Here is a 19,807-nt window from a genome sequence, read left to right as displayed (position 1 = left end):
GGACAGCGGACGGGCGGCGGCGCGGCGGGCGGCGGCGCGACGGCCCGATGCCCCACGGCCGACGGTTCCCACCTCGTCACCACCGGCCCCGGCCGCCGGCTCGGAGACGTCCGGTCCGGCCGCGGGCGCGCCGAAGGACTCCCCTCCGAGCGGCCCGGACGGTGCGGGTGGTGCGGGCCGGTCCGCGGCGGGCTCCTCGGCCGGTCCGAACCGGGACGCGACGTACTCCCGGGCGCCCCAGCCGAGCACGGCCTCGGCCAGGGCGAGGCCGAGCAGCCCGTTGAACTGGTTCAGCTGGTCGGCGGTGTGCCGGCAGTGCTCGCAGCCGCCCAGGTGCTGTCGGAGGTCCGGATCCAGGTCGGCGCCGCGCCGGCAGGTCACGTCGAGCATCCGGACGTAGCGCAGGCACTCCTCCTGCGGGGCGAGTTCGCGGTGGGCCTGTAGGCATTCCTCGCGCAGCCGCTCCCGGGCCCGCCGCAGTTCCACTGCGGCGACCCGCTCGTCGAGACCCAGCAGGGCGACCGGCACCGCGAGCGGTTCCGCCTCGACTTCGGTGTGCCACAGCAGGGCGCGGGCGGTCTGCGGCAGCCGTTGGAACGCCCGGGACATGAGGCGCCGGTCCGCCGGTGGCAGCAGCCGGGCCGCGGCCCGGTCCCCGGCGGCGGTGCCCGAGCGCAGTGCGGCGTGGAGCAGTTCCTGGCGTCCGTCGCCGTCCCACTCGGCCGCGATGCGCCGCACGGTGACCAGCAGATGGGGGCGCCAGGCGGAGGTCGGTGGCCCCACCTGTCTGAGCGATGCGCCGAAGACCCGGGTGAAGGTGGCCGTGGTGAGCATTCCGGCCGCGCGCGGCCCGTCGGTGCACAGCCGGGCGTAGCCGAACACGGCCTCCCAGTGCCGGTCGAGGAGTTCGCCCACGGGATGTAACGCGGGCGCCGTCCCCGTCCACTTCTGCAGTTCGGCACTCAACTGCTCATCCGTGATGTCGAACGGCGGAGCGGTACCCGTGGAATTCGACGTGCCAGCGTCGTGCACTGCTGCATTCCTCCCAGACGCGATGCGAAATAAGTCCGTACCAGGGGATGCGGCAACTCGAACGTCGGCCGTACGCGGCCTTTTTGACAGAAAATCAATGGTCCGCAGCGCCGCACGGCACACCTTGGCACAGGGCCTGATGTCAGAACAAGTGATTGCGGTTTTTTGGCATTGCCCCGCGGCCCCACGGAAATTGACGAATCGTCAAGGTGCAGCATTTGCCGGTTGTCGCCCGGGCGACATTCGTCCGTCGCCCGGGCGACGGACGAATTGAGTCCCGGTACACACTCGGGACCGTCAGTGGCCGCTGACGGCGTGCGGGGTGTAGGACTGCTCCAGTTCCTCGATCTCCTTGTCGCTCAGCTCCAGTTCCACGGCGGCGACCGCGTCCTGAAGGTGGTGCGGCTTGGCCGCGCCGACGATCGGCGCGGTCACCGGGGCCTGGTGCAGCAGCCAGGCGAGGGCGATCCGGGCCCGCGGCACATCCCGCTGGGCGGCGATCCGGCCGACGGCCTCGACGATCGAGCGGTCGCTCTCCAGGTAGAGCCGGCTGCCGAAGTCGTCGTGCGCACTGCGCTCGGTGACGGCGCCCCAGTCGCGGGTGAGCCGGCCGCGGGCGAGCGGGCTCCAGGGCAGTACGCCCACACCCTGGTCCGCGCAGAGCGGGAGCATCTCCCGCTCCTCCTCGCGGTAGATCAGGTTGTAGTGGTTCTGCATGGACACGAACCTGGTCCAGCCGTGCCGTCGCGCCGTGTACTGGGCCTTGGAGAACTCCCACGCATACATCGAACTGGCCCCGATGTAGCGCGTCTTGCCCGCCTTGACCAGGTCGTGCAGCGCCTCCATGGTCTCCTCGACGGGGGTCTCGTGGTCGTAGCGGTGGATCTGGTACAGGTCGACGTAGTCGGTGCCGAGGCGGGTGAGACTGTGGTCGATCTCCGACATGATCGCCTTGCGGGACAGCCCGCCCCCGTTGGGTCCGGGCCGCATCCGGCCGTTCACCTTGGTGGCCAGCACGATCTCGTCGCGCCGGGCGAAGTCGCGCAGGGCCTTGCCGACGATCTCCTCGCTGGTTCCGTCGGAGTAGATGTTCGCGGTGTCGAAGAAGTTGATGCCCGCCTCCAGCGCCTGTCGGATCAGCGGGCGGGCGGCCTCCTCGCCGAGGGTCCACTCGTGGGCGCCGCGGTCCGGCTCGCCGTAGGTCATACAGCCCAGACAGATCCGCGACACGTCCAGGCCCGTCGAACCGAGCTTCACGTACTGCATCGTTGCTGCTCCTGCCTTCGGGACGGTTACCTCTTCGGAGCGTACGTCGTCGCACGGCCCCGACTTGACCGCGGCGGGGTGCGGAGGCTTTGATCGTGATCACGTGCCCGGCGCCCCGCGCGGGCACGCAGAGGTGCGCCCAGCCGGTGATGGACACGTTCTCAACCCGGCCCGAGTCGCCAGGTCCGCCGTGCCGGTCCGAGGCGGGGCCGTACCCGCGATGGATGGAGCGGTCATGCCCGCGAAGGGTGCACTCCGCGTCGCAGGTGCCCAGACGGTGACCGGCGCGCGGCTCGTCGCCGCGGTCGTCACGGCGGCCCTGCTGCTGACCGGCTGCGGATCCTCGGCGGACTCCGCGAAGGACCGGACCGAGGCCGGCCATACGTCGTCCGAGGTACGGCTTCCGCCGCGGCACGCCGGCTTCGACTACCAGCTCGGCGGCGCGTATCCGCCCCCGGACGGGGTTCGCGTCGTCAGCCGCGACCGCACCGACTCGCCCGCGCCCGGCCTGTACAACATCTGCTATGTGAACGCCTTCCAGGCCCAGCCCGACGAGACGGACGTATGGCCCGCCGACCTGCTGCTGCGGGACGCCCGTGGCAAGGTCGTCGTGGACGAGGACTGGGACGAGCCGCTGCTCGACATCGGCACCGCGGCCAAGCGCGAGCGGGTGGCGAAGCGGGTGGGCCGCTGGATCGACGGCTGCGCGGACAAGGGATTCGATGCGGTCGAGCCGGACAACTACGACAGCTACACCCGGTCCGGGAAGCTGCTGACCGCAAAGGACGCGACCGCGTTCATCACCCTGCTGTCCCGGCACGCACACGCCCGGAACCTGGCCATCGCGCAGAAGAACACCCTGGAGCTGGCCGGCCAAAGGCAGCGGAACGGCCTCGACTTCGCGGTGGTGGAGGAGTGCGCCGAGTGGGACGAGTGCGGCGCGTACGCCGAGGCGTTCGAGGACCGCGTCCTCGTCGTCGAGTACACGGACGGCGGACTGCGCAAGGCCCTCGCGGGCTTCGGCGACCGCCTCAGCATCGTCCGCCGCGACCTGGCGGTGTCGGCCCCGGGCAGCGAGGGCTACGTCCGCAAGGTCCGCTGAGTCCTGCGCGGACCACGGGGCCATGACGCGGCTCCGGGCCGGTCCGCGCCTGGACGGCACCGGTGTCGAAGGAACCGCCCAGGGCGACCGGGCCGGTCGGGACGCCGACCTCCCAGTTCCGCTCCTGGGCGGCGGTGATCAGGTTGCCGACGCCCGCGGCGACCCCGGCGGCGCACAGGACGAGCCGGAGGAAGGGCTTCCTCGTCCGGTTCGGTCATCCATCCGGGCACCCTGCGCCGCCGGACCGCCGCCACGCCGCCGGGACCGGTCAGGCGGGCTCGTCGGGGACGGTGATGGCGCCGACCGGGCAGGCACGGGCGGCGTCGCGGACCAGCGGGTCACCACCGCCGTCCTCCCGTCCGGGCAGCAGCGTGCTGTAGCCGTCGTCGTCCTGGGTGAAGACGTTCGGGGCGGTCAGCGCGCACTGGCCCGCGCCGATGCAGATGTCTCTGTCGATTTCGATGTGCATGGCACGAGCCTCTTACCAGGTCACGGGGAGTTCCAGCATCCCCTGGATCGTGTCGCCGGACTTGAACGGGATCTCGTCCGCGGGCACGGCGAGGCGAAGCGTGGGCAGCCGTTCGAACAGGGCGGCCAGGGCGATCTCCAGCTCGGTACGGGCGAGGTTCTGGCCGAGGCACTGATGGATGCCGAAGCCGAAGGCGACGTGGTGGCGGGACGGGCGGTGCCAGTCGAGCGTGTCCGGTCCGGGGTAGACGTCCGTGTCGCGGTTGATGACCGAGGTCGAGAAGACCACGCCCTCGCCGGCCCGGATGGTCGTCCCGGCCACCTCGATGTCCTCGGTTGCGATCCGCAGCAGTCCGTCCGCGATGGACAGCATCCGCAGCAGTTCCTCGACCGCGGCGGGCAGCAGGGAGAGGTCGGCGCGCAGCTCGGCGAACCGCTCGGGGTGCTGGAGCAGCGTGAAGGTGCCGAGCGAGATCATGTTGGCGGTGGTCTCGTGACCGGCGACCAGGAGGATGAGTGCGAGGAGCACCAGCTCGTCCCGGTCCGGTGTGCCCTCGCGCGCCCGCTGTTCGACCAGTTCGTCCAGCAGACCCTCGCCGGGCTCCTCGCTCTTGCGGTCGATCAGGGCGCCGAGGTACTCCTGCAGCTGGTCCCGGGCGTCCTGTGAATCCTCGGCCGTGGGGCCGCGCAGCAGCCGCCGGGACTGCTCCTCGAAGAACTCGTGGTCGGCGTAGGGGACGCCGAGCAGCTCGCAGATCACCATGGAGGGCACGGGCAGTGCGAACGCGCTGACCAGTTCGGCGGGCGGCCCCTGGGCGATCATCCGGTCCAGCAGGTCGTCGACGATGCGCTGGATGCTCGGCCTGAGCGCGGTGGCCCGCTTGAGCGTGAAGCTGGGGATCATCAGCCGGCGCTGGGCCCGGTGCTCGGGGTCGTCGACGCCGATGAGGGCCGTCCTGCGGTCGCGGACCCCGGCGAACCGCGCTGTCGTGATGGGAAAGCCGTCCCGGTTGCGGTTGCTGGACAGACGCGGGTCGGCCAGCAGATCGCGGGCGACCGAGTGCCCGGTGACGAGCCAGGCGGTGCTGCCGTCGTAGAGGGTGACGCGGGCCAGCGGCCGGGCGGCGCGCAGCGGGTCGTAGCCGGCGGGCGGCTGGTAGGGGCAGGTTCGGTCCTGGGGGAAGGCAACGGGTTGCGACAAGTCCGTCATGGAAGACCTCACAGACGAAGAGTGCGTCGTAGCGATCATCATTAGATGCCCGAGGCACCCAACGTGCGACGCAAAGTTCGGCCAGATCGGTTACCTGCGGAATCTGGCCGGGAAGCGACTCTTCCGTTTCGTGGTTCGATTGCCCTCACAGGGGTGCGGGGCATACGGAACCGGCCATTCCACGATAGTTCACCGCCCGCCGCCGACGGCCGGATGAAATCCGCGGTCACCGGTGTTGAATCGCCCTGTCAGTAGCTCTGTTGCGACTGTTCCGACGAGGAGAACAGCATGCCTCTTGAGGGTGAGTACCAGCCCAGTCCGGCCGCGTGGGTCCGGGAGCAGGTCGAGTTGTACGAGAGTTCCGGGGGCACCGAGGGGACGACGCTGATGGACACGGGGCTGCCCGTCATCGTGCTGACCACCCGGGGCGCCCGCAGCGGCAAGATCCGCAAGACACCGCTGATGCGGGTGGAGCACGACGGGCGGTACGCCGTGGTCGCCTCGCAGGGCGGTGCGCCCAAGCACCCGGTCTGGTACTTCAACATCACCGCCGATCCGCAGGTGGAACTACAGGACGGGCCGGTCAAGCGGGACATGACGGCCCGGGAGGTCAGCGGCGCGGAGAAGGCCGAGTGGTGGCAGCGGGCGGTGGCCGCGTATCCGCCGTACGCCGAGTACCAGGACAAGACATCCCGCGAGATCCCGGTGTTTGTGCTCGAACCGGTCGCCGGGAGCTGAATCCGGCCGGGCATCGACGCCATCCGGAAAATCTGCCGGCGTAAGGTATGAACGGGCCCGGCCCCGGGCACTTCTGCGTCAGGCCCCGCCGCGTTCCCCCGTCGCGGCGGGGCTGTGCCGTGCCTCCCCCGCCGACCGGTCGGTCACATCCAGGAAGATCTGCCCGGCCTCGGGTACGGCCCCGGCCAGGGACTGCTTGATACGGACGGCGACCTCCTCGACCCGTTCGCTGTCGAGGCCGGGCACGAGGTCGATCCGGGCGGCGACAAGAGTCGAGTCGAGCCCCGTCTTCATCGTGTACAGGGCCTCCACGCTGTCGATCTCGGGCTGTGCCGCGAGCAGTGTCCGGATCCGCTCGGCCGACTCCGGGTCGGTGGCCTCCCCGATGAGTTCATCGCGTGCGTCGCGGCCGAGCCGGTAGGCGATCAGGACGAGCAGGCAGCCGATGGCCAGCGAGGCGGATGCCTCCCAGACGACCCGGCCGGTGACCATGTGCAGCGCCATGCCGGCGAGGGCGAGCGTCACGCCGATCACCGCCGCGCCGTCCTCGGCGACGACCGTGCGCAGCGCCGGGTCGCGCAGACCGCCGCCCTGTCGACGCACCTGGTGCAGGGCCCGCAGCAGGGAGGCACCCTCGGCGGCCAGTGCGACGCCGAGCACGCTCAGGCCCGCCACATAGCCGTCGAACGTCTCGCCGGCGCCGTTGCGGAGCGCCTCGACGCCCTGGAAGACGGAGAAGCAGCCGCCCATGACAAAGATCCCGACGGCGGCGAGCAGCGACCAGAAGTACCGTTCCTTTCCGTAGCCGAAGGGGTGCCGTGCGTCGGCGGGGCGGCGGCTGCGGCGCAGCGCGGCCAGCAGGAAGATCTCGTTCAGGCTGTCGGCGACCGAGTGCGCGGCCTCCGACAGCAGGGCGGGCGAGCCCGCCAGGAAGCCGGCGACGGCCTTGGCGGCGGCGATCACCAGATTGGCCGCGAGCGCCACCAGTACAGTCACCCGGGTCCGGCGATCGGCTTTCCGCCGGGTCCCGCCACCGTCGCCGGTACGCCGCTTAGCGGTCCCACTCATGCCCGCCGACTGCCCACGTCCCCACCACTCACACCCCACACCGCCACAAACCCGCCCTCAACCGCACCACGGGCACACGCCTTGCGGCACGAGGCAACTCAGGAGCGAGGTGCGGTCGGCCCGGCCGCGAACGCCACCAGTACCGTCACCCGCGGGCGGCGAGGGAGTGTACGTCACTCAGAGGACATGAGCAGTAACACACATCACTGTGATCATGGTGGATAGATCATTTACGCTCTGGGCAACCTCGTATTGTTTCCGGCTCAACTGACCGGCCAGGAAGCTCAGTTCGACAGTGCGGGCGACCGGTGTGGCCGCCCGTCCGCAGGGGCGGGGGCTCTGCGTTCCGTCTCCCGAAAGGAACCGCATGCCGCAGGACGTCACCTTCGACCTGCCCTTCGAGACCCCCGTCAGCCCGCATCTCCAGTACGCGCGGTCACGCCATCTGCGCTGGATCTGGGACATGGGCCTGGTGCGCAGCCAGGCCGGGTTCGCGGAGTACCGGTCCTGGGACCTGCCGCAGGCCGCCGCGCGCACCTATCCGCACGCCTCGGCCGACGACATGGTCGTCCTCATGAACTGGTTCTCGCTGGCCTTCCTGTTCGACGACCAGTTCGACGCCGGCCAGCCGGACCGCGCCGACCGGATCGCGGAGGTGGCGCGCGAACTGATCGCGACGCCGCTGCGCCCGGCCGGCAGCCGTCCCCGGGTGGTCTGCCCGATCACCGTGGCCTGGGCGGAGGTCTGGCGACATCTCTCTGATGGCATGTCCCTGACATGGCAGTCCCGGTTCGCCGGCTCCTGGGGGCGGTTCCTGGTGGCGCACTGCGAGGAGGTCGACCTGGCGGCCCGCGGGCTGGCCGGAACGCTGACACTCGACGAGTACACGGCCTTCCGCCGCCGCACGGTGGGCATCCACCACAGCATCGACGCGGGCGAGCGCAGCCGCCGCTTCGAGGTGCCGGCCGAGGTGCAGGCCCATCCGGTGATGGAGCGGATGCGCGATCTGGCCGCCGACACCATCGGGTTCATGAACGACATCCACTCCTTCGAGCGCGAGCGGCGCCGGGGCGACGGTCACAACCTGATATGCGTCCTGCAGCAGGAGCGTGGCGGCTCCTGGCAGGACGCTGCCGACGAGGCGTACCGCATGACGACCGAGCGCCTCCAGGAGTACGTGGCCCTGGAGGCGCGGGTGCCGCAGATGTGCGAGGACCTCGGTCTGGACGAGACGGAGCGGCAGCGGGTGCGGATGGGTGTGGAGGCCATCCAGCACTGGATCAACGGCAACTACGAGTGGGCGCTGACCACCGGCCGCTACGCGGCGGCCAAGGAGGGACCGGCGGTCGCCGCCGAACTGGCCGGGCGCGGCTCGGTGGACGACCTGCTCGCCGTGTGAGCCGAGCGCCGCGGGGCCGCCGTCCCACCGGACGGCGGCCCCGCGCGCATCAGACGGCGAACTCCACCGGCAGGCTGTCCAGCCGGGACTCCCAGGTGGACGCCGTCGAGGTGAGTTCCTCCGGCGGCACGGCCAGCCGCAGGCCGGTCAGCCGGTGCAGCAGGACCTCGACGGCCGTCTCGATGATGCCCTGGCCGAGGTTCTGCCCCGGGCACTCGTGCGGCCCGGCGCTGAACGCCAGATGGGACTGGTTGCCGACGACCGAGACGTTCGTGTCCGGGCGGATCTGCGGATCCGTGTTGCCCGCCGCGAGGCCGAGCACCAGCAGGTCGCCCTCCTTGACCGGGCAGCCGCCCAGTTCCAGGTCGGAGGTGGCGAACCGGCCCGGCAGCACGGCGAGCGGCGGCGCGTTCCACATGACCTCCTCCACCACGGCGGACATGTTCAGCTGCCCGCTGACCAGTGCGGAACGCCGGTCGGGGTAGGTCAGGATGAGTTGCAGCGCCCGCGCCAGCAGATTGCTGGTCATGGTGTGGCCGGTGATCAGCACCAGGCGCAGATGGTTGACGAGTTCGTCCTCGTCCAGATCGGCGGCGTGGTCGAGGAGCCCGGAGGCGAAGTCGGAACCGGGCTCGGAGCGCTTGCGGGCCGCCAGTTCAGCGAGGACGCCCATGATCTTCTCGTTGTGCACGAGGGCGTCCGCACCGCCCTTGAGGATCTGGTTGCTGGACTCGGCGAGGCTGCGCCCCTCCCGCTCGGCCAGCCCGAGGACCCGGGTGAGGACCAGCATCGGCAGGTAGTCGGAGAAGTCCGTCACCAGGTCGGCGCGGCCCACGTCCGCGAACGCGTCGATCTGCTTGTGCGCGAAGTGCGTGACGTGCCGCCGGATACCGCGGCCGGTGACGCCGAGGAGATTGTCGGTGACCGCGCCGCGCAGCCTGCGGTGCGGCTCGCCGTCCTGGGAGACGCAGTCGGGTCGCCAGCCCAGCATCTGGATGAGCGGCGAGGTCTCGTCGACCCGGCCCTCCTGCCAGTCCCGCCAGATCCGTGAATCCCGGCTGAACTGGAGCGGGTTGTCCAGCACCCGCCGGTTCTCCCGGTAGCCGAGCACCAGCCAGGCGGGGACGTCGCCCTCCAGCAGGATCGGGGCGACCGCGCCGTGCCGCTTGCGCAGCGTCGCGTAGATGCCCTGCGGGTCCCTTTCCGACTCCGGGCCGTACAGCCGGATGACGCCCGCGCCGTGGGCGACCGGGCAGCCGCCCGGAGCGCCGGGCCGGTGGGACTGGTCGTTCATCGGGACTCCACTGCGACGGCCGAGCGTTCCTGCAGATGCCGGATGAGCGCGACGAGCACATCACGGCTGGAGGCACGGTCGCGGGCGTCGCAGGCCACGACCGGGGTGTGCGGGGAAATGTCCAGGGCGTCCCGGATCTCCTCGATCGGATGGCCCTTGGAGTCGGGGAAGACATTGAGGGCGATGACGAAGGGCACGTTCTGCCGCTCCATCTCCTCGATCGCCCGGAAGCTGGAGGCCAGCCGACGGGTGTCCACCAGGACGATCGCCCCGAGCGCGCCCTTGAACAGGCCGTTCCACAGGAACCAGAACCGCTCCTGGCCCGGGGTGCCGAACAGGTAGAGCATCAGGCTGTCATTGAGGCTGATCTTGCCGAAGTCCAGGCTGACGGTGGTCTCGGCCTTGTCGGCGATGCCGATGAGGTGGTCGTCGTCGGCGCTGGCCTGGGTGAGGGTCTCCTCGGTGGTGAGCGGCTTGATGTCGCTGACGGCGCGGACCATGGTGGTCTTGCCGGTGCCGAACCCGCCGGCGATCATCACCTTGACCGAGCGGGTGCCTCCGGCGGCGGGTCGGCCGGATTGGTCAAAGCCTTTCAAGTCCACTGAGTACCTCCTGAAGGAGCGCGAAGTCGGGCCCGAGCCCGGCGTCGTGCGCCGGGATGGGGTCACGTGCTTCGACGCGGCGTGCGTCCAGCAGATCCGCCAGCAGCACCGCGAGAATGTTGAAGGGCAATCCGAGGTGAGCGCCGAGTTCGGCCACCGACAGCGGATCGCGGCAGCGCCGGACAATCTCCTCGTGCTCGTGCTGCATGCCCGGGGCGGGGGCGGTCAGGGAGATGATGAGGGTCGCCACGTCGAGACTCGACGCCGACCCGCCCGGCCTGCTGCGTCCCTTGGTGAGGACGTAGTAGCGCTCAAGGCCGGAAGGGTCCGTGGGCCGGCGGGGAGGACTCATCCAGAGTGCTCCTCCAGGCGCGGAGTGGTACCGAGCAGCTCACCCATACGGCGGGCCAGGTCCCTCATCTGGTGTCCGAGCAGGCCCTGGTCGAGTCCTTCGCGGGCCAGGACGCCCAGGTAGGTCTCGACGCCCGCGCGCACGACGAACAGATGCCCGCCGTCGACCTCGATCATCGCGAGCCGCAACTGACCCGCGTACTTGGGGAACTGCTCGGCGACCGGCTGGGCCAGGGCCTGCAGGCCGGCCACCACCGCCGCGAAGCGGTCCACGTCGTCGGGGTCCTCGGCGCCGAAGGAAGTGATGGCCTTGCCGTCGCTGGAGGCCACGAGGGCGAAGCGGATCTCCGGGATGCTCTCCACCAGATCCCGGAGCGCCCAGCTCACGTCGGTTGCCTGTTGCGTCATGTCGACTGGTCGCTCTCTTCAGTGCGGTGCTCGGTGGACTCACGGGCGGCGGACGGCGCGGATGCCGCGGCGGCTTCGGGTGCGAGGCCGAGAGCGGCCTCGCCGGACTCGGCGAACGCATACGCGTCAGCGGCGGATGCGGTGCCGAAGCGCTCGTCGTCGAAGGGTCCGTGGCCGAGCGGGGCCGACCGGGCGGCTGAGTCGCGGCCCGCGGTGGCGAACGCCGCCAGGCCGGCGAAGGACGCGTCCGGCGGTACGGCGGAGACGGCGCTGGCGCCGCCGCGTCCAGACTCCTCCGCCGGATCCGTCTCGCGCCGCCTGCTCCGGCGCCGGGGCAGTCCGCCGGGCGTGGTGCCCAGGGCGTCGGCGGACTCGGCCGTGAGCTGCGCGACGACCGGGCTCGGCGACACGGTGGGCGCCGGGGGCACGGCGGCGGAGGCGGGCGGGGCGGCGACCGGGGCAGTGGCCGGGGCGGTGGCCGCGGTTGCGGGCAGCGGGCTGAAGTACTTGTGCGGGACCACGACGACGACCGAGGTGCCGAGCCAGGGCGAGTCCGCGAAGGTGACACGGATGCCGTAGCGGCGGGCGAGCGTGCCGACGACGCGCAGGCCGACGTTGGCGTCCTCGGAGATGCCGCCGAGGCCGGGGCCGGCCGCGGAGCCCGCGAGGGAGTGCTCCGCCTCGCGCTTCTTCTCCTCGCTCAGTCCCTTGCCGGAGTCCTGGATCTCGATGCCGACACCGTTCGGGACCTCCTTGCCGGAGATGACCACCGGCTCGGTGGGCGGCGAGTAGCGGGCGGCGTTGTCCAGCAGATGCGCGAAGATCAGCGTGAGGTGGTCCACCAGCCCGCCGTCGACGCCGAGTTCGGGCAGGTGGCGCACCTCGACACGGTGGAAGTCCTTGATGCGGCCGATGCCGCCGCGCACCACACTCAGCAGGCGCTGCGGCTCCTGCCACTGCCTGCCCGGCCGGTCCGAGCCGCCCAGTACGCCGATGCTCGCGGCGAGCGAGTCGGCGGGGCCCAGCTCCTGGTCCAGCTCCATCAGGCCGCGGGCCACGGAGGGCAGCCGGCCGTGCTCGCCCTGCATCTCGTGCAGCCGGCCACGGAGCTTGCTGGTCAGTACGTGGATACGGTTGCCGATGCTGATCACGGCCTGCTCGGCGGAGGTGGAGCGGTTGAACTCCTCCTCGATGCCGATCAGCGAGGTCCGCAGGACCCGGCGCAGGTCCGCCTGGAGTTCCGGCGCGATCTGGGCGGACTGCGTGGTCGGCAGCACGTCATCGATGGCGTCGCCCGCCCGCAGCCGCTCCAGCGCCTCGGGCAGTTGCTCGTCGGCGAGCCGGGCGACCGCGGCCCGCTGGTGCGCGAGCTGCTCCTCCCAGATCTCGGCCCGGTCGGCGAGCTGGGCCTCGTAGGACTTGGCCTGCTCGGCGAGTCGTTCCTCGTAGGCCCGTGCGGCGTCCGCGAGTTGGGCCTCGCCGACCCCGGCCTGCTTACCGGCCTGGGCCTCGAAAGCGGCGCTCTGCTCGGTCAGCTGTGCCTCCAGGGAAGCGCGCTCGGCGGCGAACTTCCGCTCCAGACCCGCGACATGCTGCTGCCACTGCTGCGAGTGCTCGGCCTGCGTGGTGCGGGAGTTGTCCTGCAAGCCGCGCAGCTGCCGCTGCGAGCGGATCAGCAGCCGTACACACACGGCGCCGGCGGCGGTCGCGGCGGCACCGGTGACGGCAGCGGTTATTCGCTCCGAACTCATGAAGGTGGCGGCAACCGTTCCGCCTCCCCATGCCAGTGGCATCAGCCACCAGCTGTACCAGGCGACAGGGGCCCGCGCCGCCGGTGGCGGAGTGGCGAGTTCCAATCTGCATCCTTCGAAAGCAACACGATCACGACTTGGGGTGCACGAGGGCCGCCCACTCTTGAATGGGCACGGCGAGCCAACCGCTCAGTGGAACGGTCCGTCAACTCGCGGTGACGTTCTGGAGCTTATCTGGTTCCCACCCGGAAAGATCAACATCGCCGAGTGGTGGATGTGAGGGTTCCGTCACTCTCCGACAGGTCACTCGAATCACCAAATGCCATACAAACCAGGGGACTTGGCCGCAGAAACCACCGACGGCGCCGGCCGTGCGGGATACCGACGTGGTGCCGGTCCGGCGGGGAGTGCGGGCGGTCCGCACTGCTCGTGCTCGTGGACGTCGACCGGGTCGGCATGCGGGCGATCGCCGGACTGGTGGTCGAGGGCAGACTGCGGCCGACGATCGCGGGTACGTTTCCGTTGGCGGAGGCCGCTCGGGCACGCAAACCGGGAGATACCGGTCGGGCGACCGGAAAACCGGCCCCCATGACGGCCTGAACTGCAACGCCTGCGGCCAAACTTGAAGACATATGTCAATCGAACATGCTCAAATTCCTTCCATCGAGGGTAACTTGCAGGGCGGGGAACGGATTTCCCGGCACGGGTGGGAGGTGACGTCGTGCGCCAGGAACCGCGGCAACAACCCGCACCGCTCACCCGGCACCTGCGTGTCCGCCAGGACCGCGGGGTCACGGTGCTGGAGTTCCACGGCGAGATCGACATCGCGGCGACCACGGAGATCGGTCCCTGTCTGGACCGGGTGACGGACCGGCCCGGCGCCCGCGTCGTGATCGACCTGCGGCACATCGAGTTCTTCGACTGCTCCGGGCTGCGCCTGCTCTACCGGGCGCGCAGCCGGATGCTGGAGCACGGCGGGCAACTGCATCTCGTGTGCACCCACCCGCTGACCCTGCGCGTCCTGCGGGTCACCGGCCTGTCACGGCTGCTGCCCCCGCAGCCCACCCTGGACGCCGCCCTGGACGCCGCCCTGGAACAGCCGGAGGCCACATCCGGCTCGTGGTGACGGTGCGCGCGGGGCCGCCGGGGTGCCGGGCATGGTTGCGGGCGCGGGGTGCGCCCCGCGTACGAGAAGCGGACGGCTGGCCGAGCGGGCCGGGCCTCAGTGCGGCTTCCAGGTGAACTTGTCGCCGCCGACCCAGCGGACCACATCCGGATCGTCCAGGTCGTGGACGATGATGCCGTACGCGGCGGCGGTCTCCAGAACGTCGGTCACGGCCCGTGCCGCGCCGACCACCCGGCCGTCGACCTCCATGATGCGGAAGGGCGGGGTGCCCGGCCTGCCCCGCATCACCCCGTGGACCAGGATCCGCGGTCGGGAGATATGGGGGCTCGCTATCTCGGTCATGCCATCGAGCCTAATTCGCGCATGACGGATATGTACGGTCCGTCCGAGTGGCCACCGAGCGCCGCCCGACGCACGTCGGCCGTGGGCCGTGGGCCGTGGGCCGTCGTGCGGCGCCGCCGTGTCTGGGCAACCCTTGAGGTGGAGGTGGCGATGGAACCCGTCGAGGCGCTGGACCGGATCGCCTTCCTGCTGGAGCGGTCCCTGGCGCCGACGTACCGCGTGCGCGCCTTCCGTACCGCCGCACAGGTGCTGGGCGCGCTGCCCGCGGCCGAGGTCGCCGAGCGTGCCGCCGCCGGGTCCCTGGAGTCACTGAAGGGTGTCGGCCCGAAGACCGCCCAGGTGGTGCGGGAGGCCCTGGCCGGTGCGGTGCCCGGCTATCTGCGCGCCCTGGAGGACGAGGTCGGCGGTCCGCTCACCGAGGGCGGCGGGCGGCTGCGACAGCTGCAGCGCGGAGACTGCCATCTGCACTCCGACTGGTCCGACGGCGGCGGCACGATCGAGGAGATGGGGCGCACGGCGGCGCGGCTCGGGCACGAGTGGGCGGTGCTGAGCGACCACTCGCCCCGGCTGACCGTGGCCCGCGGGCTGTCGCCGAAGCGGCTGCGCGAGCAGCTCGCGGCCGTGGCCGCCCTGAACGCGGCCTGGGCCCCGTTCCGGCTGCTCACCGGCATCGAGTGCGACATCCTGGAGGACGGTTCACTGGACCAGGACCCAGAGCTGCTTCAGCTGCTCGACGTGGTGGTGGTGTCCGTCCACTCCAAGCTGCGCATGGACGCCCGGTCGATGACCCGCCGGATGGTCGCCGCGGTACGCGGTCCGCATGCCGACGTGCTCGGCCACTGCACCGGGCGGCTACGGGGCGAGCGGAGCCGCCCGGAATCCCGGTTCGACGCGGACGCGGTGTTCGCCGCGTGCGCCGAGTCGGGCACCGCCGTGGAGATCAACAGCCGCCCGGAGCGGCTCGACCCGCCCCGGCGGCTGCTGCGCACGGCCGTCGAGGCGGGCGTGCTGTTCTCGATCGACACCGACGCGCACGCCCCGGGCCAGCTCGACTGGCAGGTCCTCGGCTGTGCGCGGGCCGAGGAGTGCGGGGTGCCCGCCGAGCGGGTGGTGACCACCTGGTCCGCCGCGGAGCTGCTGGCCTGGACCCGGGCGGGCCGGGTCCCGGAGCGGGTGGCGGAACGTACCCCGCCGGGGTGACGTGGATCACGGCGGCGCGCGGTCTTCGGCCGGAACACTCAGGGATCGTTGCCCGTTAAACAGACCGTGGGTGCGGACGGGACAGCGTCCCCGGGCCTCATCTTCCGCCCACAGGGACGATCGTTCGGCTGAAGCCCTGTGGAGCCTTTCGCCGAGAGGCGACCGCCGTGCGCGCCCACCCCCTGGCCGCCCCGGCCGTGATTCCCCCGTCGCGGTCGGGGCTTCCCACTGTGCGGAACGCGCGCGCCGTTCTTCCCACCCCTTCTTCCCACCCTTGGTTCACGCCATGAGCCAAGCGGGGGCTCGGGAGTTCTACGAGGCGGGAGTTCTACGAGGTGGGAGCAAGTTCGGCGATCTCGTCCAGCGCGGCGACGAGTTCCGGGCCGACCGTGTCCCGCACCCAGCGGTCGTGGTCCGGGGCCACCGCCCGTGGCACGGTCTCGGTCAGCATGATCAGGTAGAGGTAGCTGCGGTAGAGCGCGAGGCGCAGGCAGGCCGCGGTGTCGAACGCGGCATGGCCCCCGGCCTCCCGATAGCCCGCGAGGAACGCCTCCTCCTTCCTGATGTCCCCGAGCAGGGCCGGGGAGACGAAGTCGGCCAGCGGATCGCCCCAGAACATCCGCTCGCCGTCGATGAGTCCGCCGATCCGAGCCGACCCCGCCGAGCGGTCCACCAGGACGTTGCCCTGCCACAGGTCGAAGTGGACCGGGCGGGCCGCGGTGACCTCGTCCAACGCGTCATGGGCGGCCCGCGCCGTACGCGCCACCTCCTCGACGGGCCGGGGCAGCCGGGCCCGGTAGCGGCGGGCGTCGTCGAGGACGGCGTCGAACATCGTGGTGAACGCGGTCCGCCAGTCGGTGGCGAGCGGGCCGAGGGCGCCGGACGGATAGCCGTACCCGCCGGGCCCGGTCACCCGGTGCAGTCGGGCGACCTGGCGGCCCAACTCGGTACGCAGGCAGGTCTGTTCACGCTCGGTCAGGGAGCCGTCCCAGGGCTCGCCGGGGCAGGCGGTCAGCAGCAGCCACGGCCCGTCGGCACCGGCGCCGAGGGCCACGGCGCGCGGCGCCGGCACCCCGGCGGCCTCGGCGGCCCGGCAGAATTCGGCCTCGGCGACCAGGAGCCTGGCCTCGTAGCGCAGTCCCGGGGCGGTCGGCGCGACCTTCAGCACATGGCGTGTGCCGTCGGTGAGCCGGAGTTCCTCCACGGTGTTGTAGGTGCCGCCACCGAGCGGACGCACCGCGGCCAGCCGGTCCGGCGCGATGCCCGCGTCGGCCAGTGCCTCCCTGGCCCGTGCCCGTGAGTCCTCCATCATGTGCCGCCCCTCCCCGTCCCGTCGCCGACCGCCTTCTCGGGCGGCGGCCCCGCTCCAGGGTACGAACCGGCGGCGGGGACGGGCGCTCAGCCCGGCAGGAGGCGACGCACCGCGCCGCGCCGCCGGAAGATTGGCCCACCCGTGGTCGTCACGGCCGTGGGCGCGCGGCTCGCGGGCGCGCGGCAGCCCGCCGAGCGAGCGGGCCTCCTCGGCGAGGCCGTCCCGGACGGCAGGCGACGGACGGGGGATTGCGGGCGACGGACAGCGGACGGCGGGTCCGCGAGGGCCGTGGCGGCCTCGATGCCGCCGTCGACCGCGCGCGCTGATAGCTGATACTCGCGGAATGATCCGGCTCCGGTCCGGGTGGGCGAGCGGGATGCTGTCCCACTGCCCGGCAGGTGGGGCGGGGCCTGGCCGGGGTGCCGACGGGGGGCGCGGGACGCCGGGGAGGTTGGACAGGACGGTGCCACCGGGCCCGGCCAGCCGCTCGACCGAGCCGTCGAGGGCGCTCAACGCCGTGCGTAGGAAGGCCGTTGACGCTCAACGCCGCGCGTACGAAGGCCCGTTGCACCGTGGAGAACCGCGCGATGTCCGCCACCGGCGCCGGTCCGAACCCGTCGCGGACGCACCCGGTCCGCGCCAGGCACGTTCGGCGGGTTCACGCACGGGGAACAGCCCAAGGCATGCCAGACGTAGGGAAGTGGACCGCGGGGCCGAAGCGGTTCGTGAAGCGCCGCCGGGACCCTGTCGTAGTCCAGACGCTGCGGTCGGCCGGCGCGGCGACGATCGCATACGTCGTCGCGCTGCGGCTGAGCCCGGAGCCCGCGCCGCTGACCGCGCCCCTGACCGCCCTGCTGGTCGTCCAGGTCACGCTCTACGCCACGCTCACCAACGGCATCCGCCGGGTGAACGCCGTGGTGGCCGGCGTGCTGGTCGCCATCGCCTTCAGCCTGCTGGTCGGACTGACCTGGTGGAGCCTGGCGCTGCTGATCGTGGCCGCGCTGGCCGTCGGGCGCCTGGTGCGGGTCGACGAGTACGTGCCCGAAGTGGCGATCAGCGCCATGCTGGTGCTCGGCGTGACCACGGTCGGGAACACGGCCTGGGCCCGGGTGGTGGAGACACTGATCGGCGCGGTCGTCGGGTTCGCCTGCAACCTGGTGTTCGCTCCCCCGGTGTGGGTGGACGAGGCCGGGGAGTCGATCGAGGGGCTGGCCCGGCGGGTGCGGCGGCTGCTGCTGCGGCTGGGCGAGGAGGCCGCGGGGCGCGTCCCGTGGGAGCTGGCCGCCGAGCGGCTGCACGAGGCGCGCCGACTGGACCACGACATCGTCGAGGTGGACGCGGACCTGCGGCAGGCCGAGGACAGTCTGCGGCTCAATCCGCGCGTGCGCGAGGGCCTGCTGCACCGGGTGGTGCTGCGGACGGGCCTGGACACGCTGGAGATCTGCACGGTCGTGCTGCGGGTACTGGCCCGGACCTTCGCCGACCTGGCGAAGTCCCGCGCCCCCGATCCCCTGTTCCCGCCGGAGACGGGCGCCGTCGTCGAGCGGCTGCTGTCCGAGGTCGGCGACGCGGTGGTCAGCTTCGCGGTACTGGTGACCACCGACCTGAGTGTCAGCGCCGAGTCCGCCGAGGCGCGGCTGACCTCCGAACTCCAGACGGCGGCGGCCACCCGCGACGAGGTGGCCCTGCTGCTGCGGGAGGAGGCCGAGCGGGACCCGCGGCGCTGGCAGCTGCTCGGCGCCGCCCTGACCGAGGTGAACCGGATCCTCGACGAGCTGGACACCGAGCACCGTTCGCGCCGCCTGCTGGAGGAGCTGGACCGGGTCTCGCGCGAGCAGCGGGCCCGGCTGCCCCGGATGTCCTGGGTGCGGGAGCGGGTGGGCGTAGCCGAGCGGCTGCGCCGGAACCACACGGAGGCCGGGGGACGTTCTCGTCGGTGAGGCGATTACCGGCCAGACGGAGGGGGCGTACACATGACCGACACGGCCGTACGGATCGACGGGAACACGCTGCGGCTGCCGGGCGGGGTGGCGGTGCGGTTCGTGCGCACGCTGCGGCTGCCCGAGACGGGCACGCATCCGCTGCCGCCGGGGCTGGGCGAGTTCCCGGTCCGCCGGGTGGCCGATCATCCCGACACGGTGCCCGAGCAGTGGCGGGCGCGCGGCGGCGTGATGCTGCCGGTGTATCTGCGTGAGGCGATGTGGCTGGACTTCACGGGTTCGACGGAGCCGGCCGCGCTCCAGGTCGGGGTGGGCAAGGTGTGCGCCCTCTCGGGCCGGCCGTGGAGCGACCGGCTGTCCAGAAAACCGCAGAACTATGTGGTGCTGCCCCGGCAGCCCTGGCTCGACGGCATCAACTCGGGCAGCGGGACGGTCCGCCAGTTCGTGGCCGTGCCGCTGGGTCTTGGCGCGACGGTGGAGGGGCAGCTCACGGACGAGGAGGTGTGGGGCGGGGTCCAGTTGCAGTCGTTCCCGCTGAAGGCCGAGCCGCTCGCGGCGTGGCGCCATGACCAGCGGATGCTGTGCCGGCGCTCCGGGCCGGTCGGCGGGTACGGGGCGGCCGGCGGGTACGGGGCGGCGCTGCCGATGGCCGCCGCCGCTCCGGGCGCGGGGCCCGGGCCGGCCGCTCCGGCACCGGCGGCCATGGGGCTCGGCGCCGGCGGCTCGATGCGCCAGGAGGTCTACCGGGACAGGCGGCCGGCGCGGGACTGGGCGGACGAGCCCGCCGGGCGGGTGTTCGTGCATCTGGTGACGCCTCCGCAGTGGCGCCGCATCACGGGTGAGGAGCCGCCGCCGTCGCCGGTGGACCGGGCGGCGTACACCCGGGCGGGACTTCCCTGGTACGACTACTACGACCAGGACGCCGAGGATCTCCCCGCGGCGGACGCGCTGGGCACGGTCAAACCGGTCGGCGACTGGCTCGGGGACGATCTCGACCCCTGGCAGGGCCGTCCGGCGGCCAGGTCGTACCGCTGAAGGACACGCCGGGCAAGCCGGTCCAGGACGGTGAGTGGTAGGGCCGTCCCCATGACCCCCGTAGGGGCGCGGGGAACTGCGCAAGCGCCACGACACCACCGCAGCCGAACAACGACCCCGCGGCCCGCCCGGCGGAGCCGATACGTTTTGCCTTCGCGGGGTG

General features: G+C 71.9%; 18 protein-coding genes and 2 pseudogenes. 8 read left to right on the top strand and 12 right to left on the bottom strand.

The genetic code is table 11. The features are described 5' to 3' along the window. Nucleotides 1–1,032: pseudogene (locus ACWEKM_RS34140) on the bottom strand (hydrolase); the annotation flags it as partial. A 297-nt stretch (nucleotides 1,033–1,329) separates the two neighbouring features. Next, nucleotides 1,330–2,298, bottom strand: coding sequence for an aldo/keto reductase (locus tag ACWEKM_RS34135; RefSeq protein ID WP_451625141.1), 969 nt, complete (start codon nucleotides 2,296–2,298; stop codon nucleotides 1,330–1,332). Nucleotides 2,299–2,533: 235 nt separating this feature from the next. Between ACWEKM_RS34135 and ACWEKM_RS34130 the strand changes: the two genes are divergently transcribed. Next, nucleotides 2,534–3,400 carry an endo alpha-1,4 polygalactosaminidase gene (locus ACWEKM_RS34130; RefSeq protein ID WP_451625140.1) on the top strand — a complete coding sequence of 289 codons (867 nt, stop codon included), beginning with the start codon at nucleotides 2,534–2,536 and terminating at the stop codon, nucleotides 3,398–3,400. Between the two features lie 268 nt (nucleotides 3,401–3,668). Here ACWEKM_RS34130 and ACWEKM_RS34125 read toward each other — a convergent pair whose 3' ends face one another. Together ACWEKM_RS34125 and ACWEKM_RS34120 are read right to left on the bottom strand one after the other, a co-directional pair. Beyond that, complete coding sequence (locus ACWEKM_RS34125; RefSeq protein WP_451625139.1) at nucleotides 3,669–3,869, bottom strand: ferredoxin; 201 nt, start codon at nucleotides 3,867–3,869, stop codon at nucleotides 3,669–3,671. A gap of 12 nt (nucleotides 3,870–3,881) precedes the next feature. Next, nucleotides 3,882–5,078, bottom strand: coding sequence for a cytochrome P450 (locus tag ACWEKM_RS34120; RefSeq protein WP_451625138.1), 1,197 nt, complete (start codon nucleotides 5,076–5,078; stop codon nucleotides 3,882–3,884). A 288-nt stretch (nucleotides 5,079–5,366) separates the two neighbouring features. Here ACWEKM_RS34120 and ACWEKM_RS34115 point away from each other — a divergent pair, with 288 nt between their 5' ends. Next, complete coding sequence (locus ACWEKM_RS34115; RefSeq protein WP_451625137.1) at nucleotides 5,367–5,816, top strand: nitroreductase family deazaflavin-dependent oxidoreductase; 450 nt, start codon at nucleotides 5,367–5,369, stop codon at nucleotides 5,814–5,816. Nucleotides 5,817–5,894: 78 nt separating this feature from the next. Here the strand turns inward: ACWEKM_RS34115 and ACWEKM_RS34110 are convergent, their stop codons facing one another. After that, entirely contained in the window at nucleotides 5,895–6,884 is a 990-nt protein-coding gene (locus ACWEKM_RS34110; RefSeq protein ID WP_451625136.1) for a cation diffusion facilitator family transporter, read from the bottom strand. A 367-nt stretch (nucleotides 6,885–7,251) separates the two neighbouring features. Here ACWEKM_RS34110 and ACWEKM_RS34105 point away from each other — a divergent pair, with 367 nt between their 5' ends. Further along, complete coding sequence (locus tag ACWEKM_RS34105; protein WP_451625135.1) at nucleotides 7,252–8,283, top strand: 7-epi-alpha-eudesmol synthase; 1,032 nt, start codon at nucleotides 7,252–7,254, stop codon at nucleotides 8,281–8,283. A 49-nt stretch (nucleotides 8,284–8,332) separates the two neighbouring features. Here ACWEKM_RS34105 and ACWEKM_RS34100 read toward each other — a convergent pair whose 3' ends face one another. Genes ACWEKM_RS34100 through ACWEKM_RS34080 form a run of 5 tightly spaced genes read right to left on the bottom strand, consistent with a single transcriptional unit; the run spans nucleotide 8,333 to nucleotide 12,794 of the window. Next, the gene (locus ACWEKM_RS34100) at nucleotides 8,333–9,577 is read right to left on the bottom strand and encodes a cytochrome P450 (RefSeq protein ID WP_451625134.1); all 1,245 of its coding nucleotides are present in this window, start codon (nucleotides 9,575–9,577) and stop codon (nucleotides 8,333–8,335) included. Further along, nucleotides 9,574–10,179, bottom strand: coding sequence for a GTP-binding protein (locus ACWEKM_RS34095; RefSeq protein WP_451625133.1), 606 nt, complete (start codon nucleotides 10,177–10,179; stop codon nucleotides 9,574–9,576). Before ACWEKM_RS34095 ends, ACWEKM_RS34100 begins: the two co-directional genes overlap by 4 nt. Then, nucleotides 10,160–10,531, bottom strand: coding sequence for a DUF742 domain-containing protein (locus tag ACWEKM_RS34090; protein WP_451625132.1), 372 nt, complete (start codon nucleotides 10,529–10,531; stop codon nucleotides 10,160–10,162). Before ACWEKM_RS34090 ends, ACWEKM_RS34095 begins: the two co-directional genes overlap by 20 nt. Continuing rightward, nucleotides 10,528–10,938, bottom strand: a complete 411-nt coding sequence (locus tag ACWEKM_RS34085; RefSeq protein WP_451625131.1) for a roadblock/LC7 domain-containing protein — start codon at nucleotides 10,936–10,938, stop codon at nucleotides 10,528–10,530. Before ACWEKM_RS34085 ends, ACWEKM_RS34090 begins: the two co-directional genes overlap by 4 nt. After that, nucleotides 10,935–12,794 (bottom strand): ATP-binding protein, encoded by a 1,860-nt coding sequence (locus ACWEKM_RS34080; protein ID WP_451625130.1) that lies wholly within the window; start codon nucleotides 12,792–12,794, stop codon nucleotides 10,935–10,937. The genes ACWEKM_RS34085 and ACWEKM_RS34080 overlap by 4 nt, the downstream gene beginning before the upstream one ends. A gap of 351 nt (nucleotides 12,795–13,145) precedes the next feature. On the opposite strand from ACWEKM_RS34080, the gene ACWEKM_RS34075 reads away from it, so the two are divergent. Together ACWEKM_RS34075 and ACWEKM_RS34070 are read left to right on the top strand one after the other, a co-directional pair. After that, nucleotides 13,146–13,289 carry a zinc-binding dehydrogenase gene (locus ACWEKM_RS34075; RefSeq protein WP_451625143.1) on the top strand — a complete coding sequence of 48 codons (144 nt, stop codon included), beginning with the start codon at nucleotides 13,146–13,148 and terminating at the stop codon, nucleotides 13,287–13,289. 121 nt (nucleotides 13,290–13,410) lie between these two features. Further along, on the top strand, nucleotides 13,411–13,815 hold the full coding sequence (locus ACWEKM_RS34070; protein WP_451625129.1) for an anti-sigma factor antagonist: 405 nt from the start codon (nucleotides 13,411–13,413) through the stop codon (nucleotides 13,813–13,815). A gap of 96 nt (nucleotides 13,816–13,911) precedes the next feature. Here ACWEKM_RS34070 and ACWEKM_RS34065 read toward each other — a convergent pair whose 3' ends face one another. Continuing rightward, nucleotides 13,912–14,157 carry a hypothetical protein gene (locus ACWEKM_RS34065; protein WP_451625128.1) on the bottom strand — a complete coding sequence of 82 codons (246 nt, stop codon included), beginning with the start codon at nucleotides 14,155–14,157 and terminating at the stop codon, nucleotides 13,912–13,914. Nucleotides 14,158–14,307: 150 nt separating this feature from the next. On the opposite strand from ACWEKM_RS34065, the gene ACWEKM_RS34060 reads away from it, so the two are divergent. Continuing rightward, complete coding sequence (locus tag ACWEKM_RS34060; RefSeq protein WP_451625127.1) at nucleotides 14,308–15,357, top strand: PHP domain-containing protein; 1,050 nt, start codon at nucleotides 14,308–14,310, stop codon at nucleotides 15,355–15,357. Nucleotides 15,358–15,685: 328 nt separating this feature from the next. Here the strand turns inward: ACWEKM_RS34060 and ACWEKM_RS34055 are convergent, their stop codons facing one another. Next, nucleotides 15,686–16,666 (bottom strand): phosphotransferase family protein, encoded by a 981-nt coding sequence (locus ACWEKM_RS34055; protein ID WP_451625142.1) that lies wholly within the window; start codon nucleotides 16,664–16,666, stop codon nucleotides 15,686–15,688. Between the two features lie 686 nt (nucleotides 16,667–17,352). Here ACWEKM_RS34055 and ACWEKM_RS34050 point away from each other — a divergent pair. Both ACWEKM_RS34050 and ACWEKM_RS34045 read left to right on the top strand, forming a co-directional pair. Then, on the top strand, nucleotides 17,353–18,609 hold the full coding sequence (locus ACWEKM_RS34050) for an FUSC family protein (protein ID WP_451625126.1): 1,257 nt from the start codon (nucleotides 17,353–17,355) through the stop codon (nucleotides 18,607–18,609). Nucleotides 18,610–18,642: 33 nt separating this feature from the next. After that, a pseudogene (locus ACWEKM_RS34045) lies at nucleotides 18,643–19,685 on the top strand (hypothetical protein). The last annotated feature ends 122 nt before the right edge of the window (nucleotides 19,686–19,807 follow it).

Source organism: Streptomyces sp. NPDC004752 (assembly GCF_053601275.1).
Note: the sequence above shows the minus strand (reverse complement) of the source record. Positions and strands in the feature narration are given on the sequence as shown.

What these genes read in the sequence shown, in the direction of transcription:
- ACWEKM_RS34055 (WP_451625142.1), bottom strand. Translation starts at nt 16,666, where the DNA reads ATGGAGGACTCACGGGCACGGGCCAGGGAGGCACTGGCCGACGCGGGC.
- ACWEKM_RS34105 (WP_451625135.1), top strand. Translation starts at nt 7,252, where the DNA reads ATGCCGCAGGACGTCACCTTCGACCTGCCCTTCGAGACCCCCGTCAGC.
- ACWEKM_RS34135 (WP_451625141.1), bottom strand. Translation starts at nt 2,298, where the DNA reads ATGCAGTACGTGAAGCTCGGTTCGACGGGCCTGGACGTGTCGCGGATC.
- ACWEKM_RS34060 (WP_451625127.1), top strand. Translation starts at nt 14,308, where the DNA reads ATGGAACCCGTCGAGGCGCTGGACCGGATCGCCTTCCTGCTGGAGCGG.
- ACWEKM_RS34110 (WP_451625136.1), bottom strand. Translation starts at nt 6,884, where the DNA reads ATGAGTGGGACCGCTAAGCGGCGTACCGGCGACGGTGGCGGGACCCGG.
- ACWEKM_RS34090 (WP_451625132.1), bottom strand. Translation starts at nt 10,531, where the DNA reads ATGAGTCCTCCCCGCCGGCCCACGGACCCTTCCGGCCTTGAGCGCTAC.
- ACWEKM_RS34115 (WP_451625137.1), top strand. Translation starts at nt 5,367, where the DNA reads ATGCCTCTTGAGGGTGAGTACCAGCCCAGTCCGGCCGCGTGGGTCCGG.
- ACWEKM_RS34075 (WP_451625143.1), top strand. Translation starts at nt 13,146, where the DNA reads ATGCGGGCGATCGCCGGACTGGTGGTCGAGGGCAGACTGCGGCCGACG.
- ACWEKM_RS34130 (WP_451625140.1), top strand. Translation starts at nt 2,534, where the DNA reads ATGCCCGCGAAGGGTGCACTCCGCGTCGCAGGTGCCCAGACGGTGACC.
- ACWEKM_RS34065 (WP_451625128.1), bottom strand. Translation starts at nt 14,157, where the DNA reads ATGACCGAGATAGCGAGCCCCCATATCTCCCGACCGCGGATCCTGGTC.
- ACWEKM_RS34120 (WP_451625138.1), bottom strand. Translation starts at nt 5,078, where the DNA reads ATGACGGACTTGTCGCAACCCGTTGCCTTCCCCCAGGACCGAACCTGC.
- ACWEKM_RS34100 (WP_451625134.1), bottom strand. Translation starts at nt 9,577, where the DNA reads ATGAACGACCAGTCCCACCGGCCCGGCGCTCCGGGCGGCTGCCCGGTC.
- ACWEKM_RS34125 (WP_451625139.1), bottom strand. Translation starts at nt 3,869, where the DNA reads ATGCACATCGAAATCGACAGAGACATCTGCATCGGCGCGGGCCAGTGC.
- ACWEKM_RS34050 (WP_451625126.1), top strand. Translation starts at nt 17,353, where the DNA reads ATGCCAGACGTAGGGAAGTGGACCGCGGGGCCGAAGCGGTTCGTGAAG.
- ACWEKM_RS34085 (WP_451625131.1), bottom strand. Translation starts at nt 10,938, where the DNA reads ATGACGCAACAGGCAACCGACGTGAGCTGGGCGCTCCGGGATCTGGTG.